Raw genomic sequence first — 15,768 nt, 5'->3', positions numbered from 1 at the left:
GTCATGGCAGCGGCCGCAGAAGCCGCATAATGCACCTGCAGGCGGGCCCGTATCAGACGGTATTCCGGGCTGTCTTCGATGCGCTCTAACGGGTATTGTTCGGCGCGGTTCTGGGTGTCGGCAACCCGGCTCTGGGTTAGCGGATGGGTAGACAAGTACTCTGGCACGCGGTTGCCTTGCAAGCGGTTTTGCCGCGTCATAATTTCAAACATTTCCGGCATTCCCCGCGGGTCTAGCCCTGCATTGGCAAGAATGTCCAGCCCAACCCGGTCCGCTTCCTGCTCATTCGCGCGGCTGTATTCCAGCATATTCTGAATGGCCAGGGCCTGAGTACCGGCAATGGCGGCAATACCAATGTCAGACTGGGTAACGGCTGTTAGCACAATACCGGCAATCAGGCCGGCGATGGTCAGCGGAGTGCTGGTTTGCTGCTGTTCCAGGCGGCGGGCAAAATGGCGTTGGCTAAGGTGGGCCAGCTCGTGGGCCAGCACCGATGCAAACTGCTGCTCGGTGCGGGCAAACAGAAACAGACCGCCGTTTACCCCTACAATGCCGCCGGGCACCGCAAAAGCATTGATGGCAGGGTCATCAATCAGCGCCAGCGTCAGGTCACGGTTCTGCAGGGGCGCCGCTGGCACCAGGCGGTAAAGAATGGCGCTCAGGTAGTCATAAACCAAAGGGTCAGTAATCTGCGGAGCAGAGCGCCGCAGCGACACCAGCACCTGGCGGCCGATATCGGCTTCCTGCTGGCCCGCAATCAGGCCGCCACCGGTGCCGCCGATGGTGGGTAGCGTGCTACCCTGACTCTGGGCAGCAGCGCCTGTGCTGACACCCATAGCCGTTAATGTCAGTGCCAGCAGCGCACAGAGCAGGGTATTGAAGTGAAGGTGGCCATTCAGGCTGTTCATGTTCGGGTTCTATCCTGTGTCGGAATATTCTGAGCGTCACATAACCAATGATTCTAATGCAATACAATAACACTGGCGGCATAATGCCGGCTCATTAATCAAACGCTGTTACGGGTTAACGTTTAACATGGCTGATCGAACTCTGGATGCATCGGGCCTGCAATGCCCGATGCCTTTGCTGAAAACCAAACTCGAACTGAACACCATGGCCCCCGGCGAACAGCTGGAAGTGGTTGCTACAGATCCTGGCTCGGCCAGAGACATTCCGGCGTTTATCGCCTTGTCTGCCCATCAACTGGTGGAGTCTGCCATTGACGGCAGCCAGTACCGTTTTATTATCCGCTGCGGCGATTCAGTAAGGCGGAGCCATTAATGGTTAGAATATTGCGCGGATTCGCCCACAAATACTTTTCAGATGAAGAAGCCGTCATTCTTGGGCTTATTCTGATTGTCGGCACCATGTTCGTCATCTGGTTTGGCGCTATGCTGGCCCCGGCCATTGCTTCGCTGATTGTTGCCTTTATTCTTCAGGGCCTGGTTACCAAGATGTTGGCCTGGAAAGTGCCGGAACCGCTGGCCATCCTGATTGTGTTCTTGCTGTTTCTCGGCATTTTGGCCGGCGCCATTTTCGGCCTTATGCCGCTGGTGTGGACCCAGTTGTCCAATCTGGCCCGGGAAACACCGCGCATTATCGGTGAATTACAGTCCTATCTGGAACTCTTGCCCGAGCGCTACCCGCAGTTGGTGTCGCTGGATGCCGTAGCTACTGTCTACCAGCAGGTGTCGACCGAAGTCGGGCAAGCCACTCAGTGGTTAGTGACAGCATCACTGTCCAGCATTCCGGACCTGTTTGCGCTGTTGATATACGCTGTTCTGGTGCCCATACTGGTATTTTTCTTCCTGAAAGACCGCGACGTTCTGTTGGGTTCTATCGCTCGCATGTTGCCACCGCAGCGTGCAACCATGCGCAAAATCTGGCACGAAGTGAATCTCCAATGCGCTAACTACGTGCGTGGCAAAGCCCTGGAGATCCTGATTGTTGGAACCACCACTTATATAACCTTCAAAATTTTGGGTATGCCTTACGCCGCCTTGCTGTCTTTGCTGGTGGGTCTGAGCGTGGTGATTCCTTATATTGGTGCTGCAGTTGTCACGGTGCCAGTGGCTATCATCGGCTTGTTTGCCTTTGGCTGGGGCAGCCAGTTTATCTGGATAATGGTGGCATACGGTGTCATTCAGGCTTTGGACGGCAACGTGTTGGTGCCGGTGCTGTTTTCTGAAGTAAACAACCTGCATCCGGTCGCCATCATTGTCGCGGTTCTGTTTTTCGGCGGGATCTGGGGGCTCTGGGGCGTGTTTTTTGCCATCCCTCTGGCCACAATGCTGAAAGCGGTGGTGGCCGCCTGGCCGGTGCGGGAGTTACCCCCGGCACCGACCAACCGCTAAAGGCAGATAACGACTATAGTGCTTTGACTGCAGCGAGCACCTCATCAACATGGCCCGGTACTTTTACGCCGCGCCATTCCTGACGAAGTACGCCTTTGGCGTCGATCAGAAAGGTACTGCGGTCAATACCCATGTATTCTTTGCCGTAGAGTTTTTTCAGCTTGATGACGTCGAACAAAGTACAGAGCTTTTCGTCTTCGTCGGAAATCAGGTGAAACGACAATTCGAACTTGCCACGGAAATTGTCGTGGGATTTCAGGCCATCGCGGGACACGCCAAAAATCTCGGTGTCATGTTCAGTGAAGGCTTGCATGTTGTTGCGGAAGTCTTGGCTCTCGGTGGTACAGCCGGGGGTGTCGTCTTTCGGGTAAAAATAGATTACCACATTGCGGCCGCGTAAATCGGCCAGGCGAACCGTCTGGTCGCCGGTAGCAGTCGCTTCAAAGTCAGGTATGGTTTTGTTCAGTTCTACGGATGGCATGACATCTCCTTTAATTCCCTTGTGTCAGTTCGTACCCAACATTACCATAACGCTTTTATTCGGACGGAGCTTTTATGATTACGGGTAGCCTTGTCGCACTTGTCACACCTATGCACCCAAATGGAGACATTCATTGGGAGCACCTGGACAAACTGGTGGACTTTCACATTGAAAATGGCACCCATGGCATCGTTGCCGTGGGCACAACCGGCGAGTCTGCGACTCTGGACCCGGAAGAGCACTGTAAAACCATCGGCCACATCATCAAACGGGTAAATGGTCGCATTCCGGTGATTGCCGGAACCGGCGGCAACAGTACCCGCGAAGCCATTGCGCTCACGTCCGCGGCCCACAAGCTGGGAGCCGATGCCTGCCTGTTAGTGGTGCCTTATTACAATAAGCCGACCCAAGAAGGCCTGTACCAGCATTTTCGCACCATCGCCGAAGCCGTCCCGATGATGAAGCAAATGCTTTACAACGTGCCTGGCCGCACCGCCTGCGATATGCTGAACGAAACCGTGGTTCGTCTGGCCGATATTCCCAACATCATCGCCATTAAAGACGCCACCGGCAATATTCCCCGCGGCGCCGAGTTAATTCAAGCGGTAAAAGGCCGTTTGGACGTCTATTCGGGTGACGACGCAACCGCCATGGAACTGATGCTGGCCGGTGCCAAAGGCAACGTATCGGTAACGGCCAACGTTGCCCCCCGGGCCATGGCTGATTTGTGCACGGCGGCTGTTGCGGGCAATCGCGAAGAAGCCGAACGTCTGAACGAACTGCTGATGCTCCTGAACCGCAAACTGTTCCTGGAAGCCAATCCGATTCCGGTAAAATGGGCGTTGCAACGCATGGGCTTGATCGGTGACGGCTTGCGCTTGCCATTGACTGTACTCAGCGAACCATTCCATGGCGAAGTGGAAGATGCCCTGAAAGCCTCAGGCGTACTCTGAACGTGCTGAACCCGTTCCAATACCGGAGTAAGTCTATGCAGGTTCTCTCTAGAATCCGTTATTCAAGGTGCACCGCGTCTTTCAAGATGGTGGTCTGTAAGGCGCTGACCTTCAAAACCGAAGCCTTCAAATCCCAAGCATTTCACATCCAGGCCTGTAAACCCCTGGCCACCGCTGCCGGCTTTGCGCTGCTGGCGGGTTTGGGAGGCTGCGGCGTGTTGTCGGACCGTTCCGCGGATTACGTCAGTGCGCCTGAGGGTAAAACCATTGAGCTGCCCGCAAGTGCCGACGAATCACGCTTCCGTCAGGTTATGCCCGTGCGTGATATTAACCTGGCCAACGCGGGCAACCTTTACTCAGACGGCATTCCAACGCCGCCGGACATGACCTCTGAAATTCTGGATCAGAATTATGCGGTAGAAGAGCTAGACGGCCGCGCCTGGCTGTTGGTGAACGACGTTCCGGGTCGCTTGTGGCCCGCAGTCACCGCGTATATGTCTGACCGACGCCTGGGCGTTGCGTTCGACAGCCCGCAGCTTGGCTTGCAGCAGAGCGAATTGGTGAACTTCAGTCTTCGCGCTCGTGAACTGGTGCAGCTTGAGGGTGAGGCCAGCGCAAGCGAACCCAAAGTACTACTACAGGTACGCGTTGCACCCGGTGTTCGCCGTAAATCCACGGAAATTCAGGTGCGCAACATAGTGGTAGCTGATCAGCCCGAAGCTTTGCTGAGCTGGGACACCACCCTCGCTCCAGACGCCGCTGACCTGGAGCTGCAAAAACGCATTCTGGCCGATATGGGCGAGTTTTTGAAAGCCGGGGAAGAGAACAAATCCTTCTCCCGCGCGGCTTCGGGTATGACTAGCAAACCCTTGGTAAAACTGATATCCGAAAACGAGCAGGCCAGGGCCATCGAAATGCAGCTCGATTACGGCCGCGCCTGGGCGGAAGTCAGCCGCGCACTGAACGAATCGGATATGACCATCATAGACCTGAACCGCAGTGCAGGCTGGTTCCAGGTAGACTATCGCAGCGCTGACGAGCGCGAATCGGGCTGGTTCAGTTGGTTCAGCTGGTTTAGCTGGTTTAGCGATAACGAAGCTCCGCGCCACACCCATACGGTGAACGTTACCCGCGGCGAACAGACGGTGCAGGTCAGCGCGGAAACCGCCGTTAACGACAGCGGTGAACAAACACCTTCCACGCTTCTTAACCGCCTGTTTGACTATCTTTATTAGCGGTTACGGGACTTATTAACAGTCGCGGGCTTTGTGAGTAACCGCGGGCTTTATTGATGATAACCGGGCTGGCTTACGCCGGCCCGTTTTTGGAGAATCCCATGGAAAAGCGCGAAGAACTTTACGCCGGCAAGGCCAAATCGGTGCACACCACTGACGATCCCGAGCGTTTTGTACTGGTATTCCGCGATGACACCTCGGCCTTTGACGGCGAGAGAATAGAACAGCTGAACCGCAAGGGCATGGTGAACAACAAGTTCAACGCCTTCATCATGGAAAAGCTGGAAGCTGCGGGCATTCCTACCCATTTCGAAGGCTTGCTTTCAAACACTGAATGCCTGGTGAAAAAGCTCGACATGATTCCGGTCGAGTGTGTGATTCGCAACATCTCCGCCGGCAGCCTGTGCCGCCGTATTGGCGTAGAAGAAGGCCTGGAGCTGAATCCGCCCACCTTCGAGCTGTTCCTGAAAAACGACGCATTGCACGACCCAATGGTCAACGAATCATTGGCGATCAGCCTAGGCTGGGCCAAGGCTGACGAACTGGCACAGATGAAAACGCTGACCTATAAAGTAAACGACGTGCTTAAAACTCTGTTTGCAGATGCCAGCATGCTGTTGGTGGACTACAAGCTGGAATTTGGCCGCAGCCATGGCCAGATTGTGCTGGGCGACGAGTTCAGCCCCGATGGCTGCCGCATATGGGATGCCGAAACCCGCAATAAAATGGACAAAGACCGTTTTCGCCAGGGCCTTGGTAACGTGATTGAAACCTACGAAGAAGTAGGCCGCCGTTTGGGTATGTCGTTCGACTGATACGAATTTAAAATACGGAGCATCGACTATGCGCAGATTATTCATAATTTTCGCCGGATCAGCCGTTCTAGCAGCGCCAGTGGCGCAAGCAGATGTATTAGGGTTTGGCGCTCAGGTGGGTTACTGGGATTCGGAGCTGTCTGGTGACGTTGCAGCCAATGGTGGCTCGGTGGACGTCAAAGACGAGCTTAATCTGGACGGCGAAAGCAGCAATCAGCTGAGCTTGTATCTGGAACACCCGGTCCCTCTGCTGCCCAATGTGCGCGTGGCTTATATCAATATTGACCAGACTGCCCGCGGCCGGTTGAGCGGTAACTTCGATGGTATTAGCGCCGGCTCAGACGTACGCTCTGATCTGGAACTGAAACAGCTGGACTTCACCCTGTATTACGAAGTACTGGATAACTGGATTAATCTGGACCTGGGCCTGACCGCGCGGGATTTCTCCGGCGAGTTGCTGGTGCAGGGTAACGGCCAGAGTAGCCGGACGACAGCCGATGCGGTTGTGCCCATGGGCTATCTGGCCGCGCGTTTTGATCTGCCGTTCAGCGGCGCCAGTGTTGGCATTGAAGGCAATGCCATTGCTTACAGCGGTGACTCCCTGCACGATTTCAACGTGTACGGCCAGTATCAGTTGTCACTACTGCAGTTGCGCGCCGGCTATCGCCAAATGGCGGTGGATTACGAAGACGGTGACGACCGCTTCGATGTAAAAATTGATGGCCCGTTTGTTAGCGCTGGCGTGGTGTTTTAAGGAGAAAGTCTGTTGAAAATTCTGGTCACCGGTAGTGCCGGTTTTATTGGTTTCCATCTTGCGCAACGCCTGCTGGATCGCGGCGATGAAGTCATCGGTGTTGATAACCTGAATGACTACTACGATGTGAATCTGAAAGAAGCCCGCTTGGCAAGGTTGACGGGTAAAGCCGGCTTTACCGAGGTGCGCCAGGATATCGCCGACCGCGACCTTATGGCCGCGCTCTTTGAAGAGCACAAACCTGAGCGTGTGGTGCATCTGGCGGCCCAGGCTGGGGTGCGCTATTCCATCGAAAACCCCCAGGCCTATGTAGACGCCAACCTGGTGGGCTTTATGAATATTCTCGAAGGCTGCCGCCGCAACGACGTGCAGCATCTGGTGTATGCGTCCAGCAGCTCGGTTTACGGTGCCAACGAAGCCATGCCGTTCTCGGTGCACGACAACGTAGACCATCCGCTTAGCCTCTACGCTGCGTCGAAAAAAGCCAATGAGTTGATGGCCCACACCTACAGCCATCTGTACAACTTGCCCACCACCGGGCTGCGCTTTTTTACCGTGTACGGTCCTTGGGGCCGGCCCGATATGGCGCCGTTCATCTTCACCAAGAAAATTCTGGCCGGCGAGCCGATTGACGTATTCAACCACGGTCATCACAAACGCGATTTCACGTATATCGACGATATCGTGGAAGGCGTGGTGCGCACTCTGGATCAAGTCGCCCAACCGAATCCCCAGTGGAGCGCCGCCCAGCCAGACCCAAGTACCAGCCGCGGGCCTTATCGCATTTACAACATCGGCAGCAACAATCCGGTGGAATTGGCCCGGTTTATTGAAACCATCGAACAGTGCACCGGCAAAAAAGCCGAGAAAAATTTGCTGCCCATGCAGCCAGGTGACGTAGTCGCAACCTATGCTAACGTGGATGGCCTGATCAACGATGTCGGCTACAAGCCCGAAACCCAGCTAGAGCAGGGTATTGAACAGTTTGTTCAGTGGTATCGGGATTTTTACAGCGTATAACCGCAGCCGCCTTCGAATAGACCCCACTGGCGCTTAATCCGTTGGTGGAATCATTTGCACTTGTTGTGGGTCCAGTGTTCCGCTGCTCATGTCATCAACAATTCTGCTTAAAGGGTAAGCTTCGACTCTGAACTCACCTGCCAGGTCGGGCAGTTGCTTGCCCAGTTTCACAAGAGCCGATTCAAGGCGCTGAACCTCCAGAAACAAGGGAATGGTCAGTGTTCCGCTCGGCTGTTTCGTGGTCATTACTTCGCCTGACTGCTTGTGTTTGGCGACAAAAATTGGCACTTCCGAAAAATTGGCATTGGCTGCTAAACGCCTGGCGGCAGCCAGTTGAGTCGGGTTTGCAACCAGTCCATAACGTATGCCATTGTTGTTTGCACTCAGTTTCCCGCTGTACAAAATCCCCAATTCTGAACGCACCACTTTCAACTGTGTTGCGCCTTCGCGTTCAAGTTCGGCCTTGGCAATGTCGGCTTCTTGTGAATATAAAAATACCGGCACAAAGTCTGCCTGCTGTTGCGCGCCGACGGCTGGCGCTGCACCAGACGCCGTTGTCACGAAGTAAACAGGCACGGCATTGAGTGCATTGATAACAGCCGACCTTTCACCGGGCTCTGCGTTCGCCATCAGTGACATCAGAAAACACAGGCAAGTCAACAGGCCCCGTCGCATCACCATCGTGTAAAAACCAGTCGATCCGTTTGTGGTCATCCTATTGTCCTCGGCAGGGTTGCTGCGAAAAAGCCACCTAACGTTTATAGCAGCGAATGCTGAGTGTCGAAAGTAAACGATGCGAAACAACCATTTTCTGTCAGCAAACTTTACACCTGCTTGCAGCTGCCTATAGTGTGACTTTGTGTAAGTATATGTAACGATTTGTTAAAGATGTGAAATAAAATGTCTGGCCTGGAAATTGCTCAAATATGTCAGGAACTGATCGAAGATTGGTGCCGAAAAAAATGGGACTTATAAAGGGGATGGACATGAAAGCAACAAAGTTCATGATGGCAATGCTATTCGCGGCTGCCTTCGCAACCACGCAGGTTAGCGCGGTTCCGATTGCGGTAGATTTGGAACTGGTTCTGGCTGTGGATGTGTCGGGCAGTGTTAGCACTGGTGAATACAACGGCCAGCGAAATGGCTATATTGCGGCCTTTAACGATGCAGCCGTGCAAAACGCCATTCTGGGCACCAGCGGTGGTCGGCTGGGCAAAATTGCGGTCACCTACGTTGAATGGGATTCCAGCGCCGGTACGCGAATTAGCTGGACGTTGATTGACAGCGCAGCCTCAGCGTCTGCCTTCGCAACTTCAATCGGTGCAACTGTTCGTTCTGGATCCGGTTCCACAGCCATAGGTGCTGCCATCAATTACTCAACCGGCCTTTTCAGCTTTAACGATGTAACCAATGCGGCTTATGTAGGCGCTCGCCAGGTAATCGATATTTCCGGTGATGGTACAAACAATAGCGGCGCTACACCGACTAGCGCTAGAGATGCTGCGCTTGCTGCCGGTGTGGATGCTATCAATGGCATCGCCATTGGTAACGAAGCGTTACGCAGCTACTACGAATCAAATGTCATTGGTGGAGCGGATTCGTTTGCACTGCTGGCAACCGACTTCGAAGCTTCGTTCACTACCGGCATCAAGAAAAAACTGTTCCAGGAAATCACCGGAATACCTGTTCCCGAGCCCGCCACACTGGGTCTGCTGGGTCTGGGCATGATGGGTCTGTTTTTGCGTCGCCGTAAACTGGCCGCGTAAATTTTTGCTGCAGTTTAAACCGCTGATGTTGACCGGCTTCAGCGGTTTTTTATTGCCAGCTGTTTTAATCTTTCTGGTAGTTCCAAGGTCATTTTTGACTTTGTCATCGGGCAGTTGAATTGCAGATAGTACGCCAGCAGTTGTAAGGGTACGCCAGCGGCTGAGCCATACAGCCTGTCGGCCACAATCGGGTGGCCAATACTCGCTAAATGACGGCGAATCTGGTGTTTTCGACCGGTTTCAATACGCACATTCACCCTGGAAGTACTGGCATCAGTATCCTCGGCCTTAGTATTGATGGAGCTGGCATTGATGGAGCTGGCATTGGTGGAGTTGGAATTGACGGCACTGGTATTGATGGAGCCGGCATTGCTATAAAGAGTACTCACATGGCTAATCGCGGCTTTACCGTCAATGTCACCGTCAATCGTCTGCTCCTCCACATCCAACACGCCTGTTACGTCTGCCAGATACTGTTTGATGATCGCGCGTCCGGCAAACAGCTGTGACAGTGCTGCCGCGGCTTTTGAATCGTGAGCAATCAGCATCAAGCCGGCGGCGTCAGCATCCAGGCGGTGAATCAAAAAGCAAGGTCGGTTTAACTGCACTTCAGCCACGCGCAATAAACTGCAGTGATCACCCCATTGTGAGCCTTGTGCTAGCAGCCCGTGGGGCTTGAACCACACGCTGTAGCGGCTTTTGTCTTCCAGCAACTCAACCTCTGGTGCCTTGCGCGCCAGAACCGCCTCGTCATAGTACAACTGCATGCGGGTGCCTGCTTTCACGTCGCGCTTGGCTTTGCGCAGCCGCACAATTTTACCTTTCAACGTCCACCAGCAGGCGCCTTTCGCCATGGCGTCCTTGATGCGCTGCTTCGGCAGGCCGGAAGCCTCACTTAGAATGTCCACGGCCAGGCCGGGGGTTTCTACGGTGATATCAACGGTGGTTCGCATAGCGGGCCTGATAGAAAAAGTGAGCAGCTGATTATAGAAGATATGGCTGGCCAGACAAGCAGGGGACGCCAAACTGGGGACGGATTTCAAATCCGTCCCCAGTCTCCGTCCCCAATCTCGCAAGCCACCAAACCGGGGACAGATTTCAAATCTGTCCCCTATCATGCTGCCCCCAATTCTTTGATTTCTGGTTCCGTCAGCTAAAACACCAGCATCAGCGTAAATAATCCGTAAACGCTCGCCTGATGTCTGGTTATTTAAGCTGATCAGGTTAGGCTATGCCGCTTGCTTACGATTATTGAGGTTTGAAGTTGTGGATTCATCGAGGTTGTCTTTTTCTCGTGTTCTTGTCGTTCTGATTTTTGTTGCTGTACTTGCGGGTGGTGCCTTTTGGGCGTACCGCCACTTTTACGCGGCAAGTAATAACACATCTGACGTGACCACTACAGCCGTCAGCCGAGGGGACATAGACGTTTTGGTGAGCGCCACCGGCGTTTTGGAGCCCAGCAACTTTGTGGATGTGGGCGCGCAGGTGTCCGGGCTGCTAGACGTGATTCACGTCAGAGTGGGAGAACAAATCAGCAAAGATCAGCTGCTGGCAGAAATTGACCCGACCATCTATCTGGCCAGGGTAGACGCCAATCGTGCCCAACTTAAAAATCAACAGGCCCAGTTGGCCGATCGCAAAGCCCAGCTCACCCTTGCCGACATACAGTTCCAGCGTCAGACCAATCTGTTCCGCGAAGACGCCACCACACGGGAAAACCTGCAAATTGCCGAGGCCTCGCTGGCGTCTGCCAAGGCTCAGCTAGCCATGTTGCAAGCGCAACTGGAACAGACGGCATCTACCCTGCGCGCGGAAGAAGCCAACCTGGATTACGCCCGCATTTATTCCACCATGGAAGGCACCGTCGTATCCATCACTGCCCGCCAGGGCCAAACCCTGAATACATCACAGCAAGCACCGGTGCTGATGCGCATTGCCGATCTGTCTAATATGAAAGTCCGCGCCCAAGTGTCCGAAGCAGACGTGGGCAGGCTAGCACCGGGCGACAAGGTGTATTTCACCACTCTGGGCGAACCTGGAAAGCAGATTTATGGCCAGCTTGACTACATCGAACCCACTCCCGAAGTGATCAACAACGTGGTGTTATACAACGCGTTTTTCAGCGTGCCCAATGAAGCAGGGCGTTTATTGCCAAGCATGACCGCGCAGGTATTTTTTGTGGTGGAACAGGCGCGGGACATATTGCGGGTGCCCGCGGCGACCGTTGTGGGCGGTCAGGTTTGGCTGAAACAGGGTTCCGGCGAGCTGGTAGAACGCAAAATTGAGGTAGGTATCAGCAACCGCATTTATACCGAGGTTCGCGACGGTCTGGCCGATGGCGATCTGGTGGTCACAGGCGGAGGACCCTCAAGGGAATCAGCGTCTTCGGGCATGGGTGGGCGCTCACGGTGACAGCTCCACTGATTGAATTACGCCAGATTACCCGAACCTTCGGCGAGGGTGACTTGCAGGTGCCTGTGCTCAAGGGCATAGATTTGAGCATTCGAGCCGGGGAATTTGTCGCCATTATGGGGGCATCGGGGTCTGGCAAGTCCACCTTGATGAACATTATTGGCTGTCTGGATGTGGCAAGCTCCGGGCACTATCTGTTTCAGGGCAAAGACGTGTCAGGGTTCAAGCGCGACGACCTGGCTCGTGCCCGCCGCGAATCCTTTGGGTTTATATTCCAGAGCTACAATCTGCTGCCAGGCATAAGTGCGTTAGACAACGTCGAAATACCGGCCATCTACGCCGGCCTTGGCAAAAAACAGCGCCGGGAGCGGTCTACCGCACTGCTTGGGGAACTCGGGTTAAGCGATAAATTGCTCAACACCCCAGCCCAACTGTCGGGCGGGCAACAGCAGAGGGTGTCCATTGCCCGCGCCTTGATGAATGGCGGTCAGATTATACTGGCGGACGAACCAACCGGCGCTCTTGACAGCGTCAGCAGCAAAGACGTCATGCGGCTGCTGCAAAGCCTGTCAGACCGCGGTCACACTGTTATTCTGATTACCCACGACGCCAAAGTCGCCCAGGCGGCAGATCGCCGGATCACCATCGCCGACGGGCTGATCACCCACGATACCGGCGCCGTTCAGGATAACACTGCTGCGTCAGAAACTCCCCCGGCCGCGCAGCCCATGGCTAAAACAACCGACGTCAGCGGCGCTTCCGGTTGGTTTGAGGCGCTAAGAAGCGCGGTGCATTCCCTCAGCACAAACCTGTTCCGTACGGCGTTGACCCTGCTGGGCATTGTGATTGGCGTAGCGTCGGTGATTACCATGCTGGCGATCGGTGAAGGCGCACGCCAAGACATTGTTGACAGAATCAGCGCGATGGGCAGTGACCTACTGCTGGTGCGCCCTGGTGGCCCGGACCAGAGGGGTGGACGTTGGAGCGTCACTACCCTAGTGCCGTCTGATTACCACGCCATTCGAGACATACCCGGCATTCGAGCGGCGGTTCCGGAAGTCACCGGTGGCCAAACCCTGCGTTTCGGCAATCGCGATCACCAAACCGAAGTCAATGGCACGGCCTACGAATTTCCCGCCGCACGGCAATGGCCCGTCGTCGCCGGTACCTTTTTTAACGAAGTCGACGAAAACCGCTACGCCGCGGTGGCAGTGTTGGGCAAAACCGTGGCCGAATCTCTATTCCCCGAACAAAGCCCGTTGGGCCACTACCTGATGGTTAATAACGTTTTGTTTCAGGTCATTGGCGTAATGGATGAACGCGGGGCATCCCCCTGGGGGCAAGATCAAGACGACGTTGTGCTGGTGCCTTACACCACCGCCAACCTGCGCATATTTGGCCAGAACCATCTGCGCAACATCACCGTTGCGGTGGCAGACTCCGCCGACATGAACGCGGTGCAAGACCAAGTTCACAGCACTTTGCTCACGCGCCACGGCAGCGAAGATTTCCAGATTCGCAATATGGCGTCACTGATCGATACCGTGTCAGACACCCAAGACACCCTGACATGGCTGTTAGGTTCTATCGCAGCGATTTCGCTGCTGGTGGGTGGCATTGGCGTCATGAACATCATGCTGGTGAGCGTGACCGAGCGCACCCGGGAAATTGGTATCCGCATGGCCACAGGCGCTCGCACCCGCAATATTCTTCAGCAGTTCTTAACCGAGGCCTGGCTGGTGTCGGCCATTGGTGGTGTTATCGGTGTCATCCTTGGCATAGCGGCAACTCAAATCGTAGGCTGGTTTGACACACCCGTTGTGGTCACCGTATTCCCCATGGTGCTGGCGTTCAGCTGCGCCTTCGGTACCGGGCTTCTGTTTGGCTATTTGCCCGCGCGTAAAGCGGCTCATCTGGACCCTGTTCAGGCCCTGGCCGCGGAGTAATCTTATGATCCATCGCTCTCAACAGACACTGCGCCTGGCAGCACCGCCTAAACGCCGGCTGGCATTGTGCGTGTGCACTCTAACGGCTGGTTTGGCCCTGGCAGGTTGTGCTACTCAGGTGGCCACACCGGCGGCCGTGCCGATGAACGGCGCACCTCTGCATGCGTTGGCTTGGGCACCAGAGCTGAACTCAACAGCTTTAAACGGGCCCGCTGTCACCGACGAACAGTGGTGGCAGGCATATGGCGACCCCAACTTGCTAGCGTTGATTGAAAAAGCGCAGGCGGCCAATCCAGACCTGGCCATTCTGGCCGAGAATCTGGTGCAGGCCGATTTACAGCTGCAAAACGCCGGCGCCAGCCTGCTACCGGGCATTGGTTTAAGCGGCAGTACCGGCGAGCAGACAAGGCGCCCAAACGGCGGCGACTGGCTAAGCAGTGGCTCCACATCGGTATCCACATCGATCAGTTACGAGGTGGATCTGTGGGGCAGGCTGGGCGCAGCAGAAGACGCCGCCAGCTTCCGCCGGGATGCCAGCGCTTTTGATTTCGTCGCCGCGCAGCTCAGTCTTTCTGGCGCAGTGGCCAGTAACTGGTTTCAATTGTTGGAGTTACGCCAGCGCTTGAACATCGCCCGGCAAAACCTGGAACTGGCAGAACAAACCTTGCGCATTGTGGATGTGCGCTACCGCAACGGCGTTGCCGACCGCTCCGAACTAGCTCGCCAAAGCACCGCCGTGCTGGTGTTGCGCAACGCCTTGCCCACGCTGGTGTATGGCCTGCGCCAGAGCCAAGCGGCACTGCAGGTGCTTAGCGGCGAGCCGCCCTGGATGGTAAAGAGCGGCGAGCCGCCCTGGATGGAAAGCGCGAACGTATCCGGAGATTCACCTGTGGATGTACACGTGGATAAACTCTTAGGCGAATCCGGGGGCGAATTAAGGGGCAAATTAAGGGGAGAGCTACAAAAAATCCGTATTCCGGACATCAATGCAGGCTCGCCCGCAGAGCTGATTACCCGAAGGCCAGACCTTGCCGCCGTCGAAGCCCGCTTGCAGGCAGCCAACGCGGATATCGCCCAGGCCCGAGCTGCGCTCTTGCCGGCGGTGTCATTAAGTGCGGCCCTGGGACTCTCTTCCGATGGATTACTCAGCCTACCCAGTCCGCTGACTACGGCCAGTGGTTTGCTCGCCCTTAGCCAAACCCTGTTCGACGGCGGCACTCGAAGCAATAATGTGGCGCTCAGTGAATCGCGCCAGGTTGCCTTGATACAAAGCTACCGCTCGTCCCTATTGAACGCGTTTTCAGAAGCGGGAGACGCCATAGCGCGCATCAATCTGTATCGGGAACAGGAACAGCGACTGGCGGAAATTGAACATCGGGCAGAAGAAACCCTGCGCTTGAGTGAAGTTCGCTATCGCCAGGGCGCAGAAGATCTGATCACCCTGCTGGACAGCCAGCGCACGTTGTTCGATGCCAGAGTACAGCGCAGCGAAGCGCGGCTGAATCATCTGCTGGCAACTGTGGATTTGTACAAAGCAGTCGGCGGTGGCTTTTAAGCCACCGCCGTGGCACAAAGGACATGCGGGAAGGGCCGTTTAACGAATCAGGCCGGTTCGAAGCGCTGCTTCAGCCAAGCGTTGATGTCGTTGGATTCGTACAGCCATTGGTGGCTGCCGTCCGCTTTGGCAATCCGCAAGCAGGGTACTTTCACGGCACCACCGCCGGCTAAAATTTCAGCGCGGTGCTCAGTGTTATGCTGGGTGTCACGCAGTTCAATATTCAAGTTCATGCGTTTGATTTCTTTACGAACTTTGACGCAGAACGGGCACGTTTTGAACTGATACAGCGCCAGGTCCCGGCACGCTTCGTCTACTTTCTGTTGCTCTTGGGCGCTACGCTGCACGGGTTTGCCACCTCCGATTTGCTCGTTGAGCAGTACAAACGGGGTCAGAATCAGCCGCAAAGTGCGGAAAAAATAACGAATAACAATTCTCATGAAATAAGCCTTGGCGGTCAGTATTAAAAATAAGATA

At 55.2% G+C, this 15,768-nt stretch carries 16 protein-coding genes; 11 read left to right on the top strand and 5 right to left on the bottom strand.

Annotated features, from left to right (window positions below; translation table 11 throughout):
- Positions 1-908: M48 family metalloprotease (locus tag MELB17_RS15250; RefSeq protein ID WP_007351191.1), on the bottom strand; the 908-nt coding region annotated here is incomplete at its 3' end.
- A gap of 127 nt (positions 909-1,035) precedes the next feature.
- Between MELB17_RS15250 and MELB17_RS15245 the strand changes: the two genes are divergently transcribed.
- Complete coding sequence (locus MELB17_RS15245; protein WP_007351190.1) at positions 1,036-1,281, top strand: sulfurtransferase TusA family protein; 246 nt, start codon at positions 1,036-1,038, stop codon at positions 1,279-1,281.
- A complete protein-coding gene (locus MELB17_RS15240; RefSeq protein ID WP_007351189.1) occupies positions 1,281-2,354 on the top strand; it encodes an AI-2E family transporter in 1,074 nt (357 codons plus the stop codon). Before MELB17_RS15245 ends, MELB17_RS15240 begins: the two co-directional genes overlap by 1 nt.
- Positions 2,355-2,367: 13 nt before the next feature.
- Here the strand turns inward: MELB17_RS15240 and MELB17_RS15235 are convergent, their stop codons facing one another.
- Positions 2,368-2,835 (bottom strand): peroxiredoxin, encoded by a 468-nt coding sequence (locus tag MELB17_RS15235; RefSeq protein ID WP_007351188.1) that lies wholly within the window; start codon positions 2,833-2,835, stop codon positions 2,368-2,370.
- A 74-nt stretch (positions 2,836-2,909) separates the two neighbouring features.
- On the opposite strand from MELB17_RS15235, the gene dapA reads away from it, so the two are divergent.
- From dapA to MELB17_RS15210, 5 genes are all read left to right on the top strand, one after another.
- Positions 2,910-3,788: a 4-hydroxy-tetrahydrodipicolinate synthase gene (dapA, locus tag MELB17_RS15230; protein ID WP_036184990.1), complete on the top strand. Its 879-nt coding sequence runs from the start codon at positions 2,910-2,912 to the stop codon at positions 3,786-3,788.
- Between the two features lie 35 nt (positions 3,789-3,823).
- Positions 3,824-5,023: an outer membrane protein assembly factor BamC gene (gene bamC, locus MELB17_RS15225; RefSeq protein ID WP_083796404.1), complete on the top strand. Its 1,200-nt coding sequence runs from the start codon at positions 3,824-3,826 to the stop codon at positions 5,021-5,023.
- A 101-nt stretch (positions 5,024-5,124) separates the two neighbouring features.
- On the top strand, positions 5,125-5,838 hold the full coding sequence (gene purC / locus MELB17_RS15220) for a phosphoribosylaminoimidazolesuccinocarboxamide synthase (RefSeq protein WP_007351185.1): 714 nt from the start codon (positions 5,125-5,127) through the stop codon (positions 5,836-5,838).
- 28 nt (positions 5,839-5,866) lie between these two features.
- A complete protein-coding gene (locus MELB17_RS15215) occupies positions 5,867-6,592 on the top strand; it encodes a TIGR04219 family outer membrane beta-barrel protein (protein ID WP_007351184.1) in 726 nt (241 codons plus the stop codon).
- A 12-nt stretch (positions 6,593-6,604) separates the two neighbouring features.
- On the top strand, positions 6,605-7,612 hold the full coding sequence (locus MELB17_RS15210) for an NAD-dependent epimerase (protein WP_007351183.1): 1,008 nt from the start codon (positions 6,605-6,607) through the stop codon (positions 7,610-7,612).
- Between the two features lie 33 nt (positions 7,613-7,645).
- On the opposite strand, the gene MELB17_RS15205 is transcribed toward MELB17_RS15210, so the two are convergent.
- Positions 7,646-8,326: a Tic22 family protein gene (locus tag MELB17_RS15205; protein ID WP_007351182.1), complete on the bottom strand. Its 681-nt coding sequence runs from the start codon at positions 8,324-8,326 to the stop codon at positions 7,646-7,648.
- A 272-nt stretch (positions 8,327-8,598) separates the two neighbouring features.
- Here MELB17_RS15205 and MELB17_RS15200 point away from each other — a divergent pair, with 272 nt between their 5' ends.
- Positions 8,599-9,378, top strand: a complete 780-nt coding sequence (locus MELB17_RS15200; RefSeq protein WP_050774943.1) for a DUF1194 domain-containing protein — start codon at positions 8,599-8,601, stop codon at positions 9,376-9,378.
- Between the two features lie 38 nt (positions 9,379-9,416).
- Here the strand turns inward: MELB17_RS15200 and MELB17_RS15195 are convergent, their stop codons facing one another.
- Positions 9,417-10,331, bottom strand: a complete 915-nt coding sequence (locus MELB17_RS15195) for an RluA family pseudouridine synthase (RefSeq protein WP_007351180.1) — start codon at positions 10,329-10,331, stop codon at positions 9,417-9,419.
- A 328-nt stretch (positions 10,332-10,659) separates the two neighbouring features.
- On the opposite strand from MELB17_RS15195, the gene MELB17_RS15190 reads away from it, so the two are divergent.
- From MELB17_RS15190 to MELB17_RS15180, 3 genes are read left to right on the top strand one after another with little or no spacing between them, the layout of a single operon-like run.
- Positions 10,660-11,790: an efflux RND transporter periplasmic adaptor subunit gene (locus tag MELB17_RS15190; RefSeq protein ID WP_007351179.1), complete on the top strand. Its 1,131-nt coding sequence runs from the start codon at positions 10,660-10,662 to the stop codon at positions 11,788-11,790.
- Positions 11,787-13,736, top strand: a complete 1,950-nt coding sequence (locus MELB17_RS15185; RefSeq protein ID WP_007351178.1) for a MacB family efflux pump subunit — start codon at positions 11,787-11,789, stop codon at positions 13,734-13,736. Before MELB17_RS15190 ends, MELB17_RS15185 begins: the two co-directional genes overlap by 4 nt.
- Positions 13,737-13,740: 4 nt before the next feature.
- Positions 13,741-15,291: a TolC family protein gene (locus MELB17_RS15180; RefSeq protein ID WP_007351177.1), complete on the top strand. Its 1,551-nt coding sequence runs from the start codon at positions 13,741-13,743 to the stop codon at positions 15,289-15,291.
- Between the two features lie 47 nt (positions 15,292-15,338).
- Here the strand turns inward: MELB17_RS15180 and MELB17_RS15175 are convergent, their stop codons facing one another.
- Positions 15,339-15,731: a glutaredoxin family protein gene (locus tag MELB17_RS15175; RefSeq protein WP_007351176.1), complete on the bottom strand. Its 393-nt coding sequence runs from the start codon at positions 15,729-15,731 to the stop codon at positions 15,339-15,341.
- Positions 15,732-15,768 lie beyond the last annotated feature (37 nt).

The organism is Marinobacter sp. ELB17 (assembly GCF_000169375.1).
Lineage (GTDB): Bacteria > Pseudomonadota > Gammaproteobacteria > Pseudomonadales > Oleiphilaceae > Marinobacter.
This window is presented reverse-complemented; position numbering and strand designations above follow the sequence as displayed.

Coding starts and splice junctions, on each gene's coding strand:
- MELB17_RS15245 (WP_007351190.1), top strand. CDS start 1,036: ATGGCTGATCGAACTCTGGATGCATCGGGCCTGCAATGCCCGATGCCT.
- MELB17_RS15240 (WP_007351189.1), top strand. CDS start 1,281: ATGGTTAGAATATTGCGCGGATTCGCCCACAAATACTTTTCAGATGAA.
- MELB17_RS15235 (WP_007351188.1), bottom strand. CDS start 2,835: ATGCCATCCGTAGAACTGAACAAAACCATACCTGACTTTGAAGCGACT.
- dapA (WP_036184990.1), top strand. CDS start 2,910: ATGATTACGGGTAGCCTTGTCGCACTTGTCACACCTATGCACCCAAAT.
- bamC (WP_083796404.1), top strand. CDS start 3,824: ATGCAGGTTCTCTCTAGAATCCGTTATTCAAGGTGCACCGCGTCTTTC.
- purC (WP_007351185.1), top strand. CDS start 5,125: ATGGAAAAGCGCGAAGAACTTTACGCCGGCAAGGCCAAATCGGTGCAC.
- MELB17_RS15215 (WP_007351184.1), top strand. CDS start 5,867: ATGCGCAGATTATTCATAATTTTCGCCGGATCAGCCGTTCTAGCAGCG.
- MELB17_RS15205 (WP_007351182.1), bottom strand. CDS start 8,326: ATGACCACAAACGGATCGACTGGTTTTTACACGATGGTGATGCGACGG.
- MELB17_RS15200 (WP_050774943.1), top strand. CDS start 8,599: ATGAAAGCAACAAAGTTCATGATGGCAATGCTATTCGCGGCTGCCTTC.
- MELB17_RS15195 (WP_007351180.1), bottom strand. CDS start 10,331: ATGCGAACCACCGTTGATATCACCGTAGAAACCCCCGGCCTGGCCGTG.
- MELB17_RS15180 (WP_007351177.1), top strand. CDS start 13,741: ATGATCCATCGCTCTCAACAGACACTGCGCCTGGCAGCACCGCCTAAA.
- MELB17_RS15175 (WP_007351176.1), bottom strand. CDS start 15,731: ATGAGAATTGTTATTCGTTATTTTTTCCGCACTTTGCGGCTGATTCTG.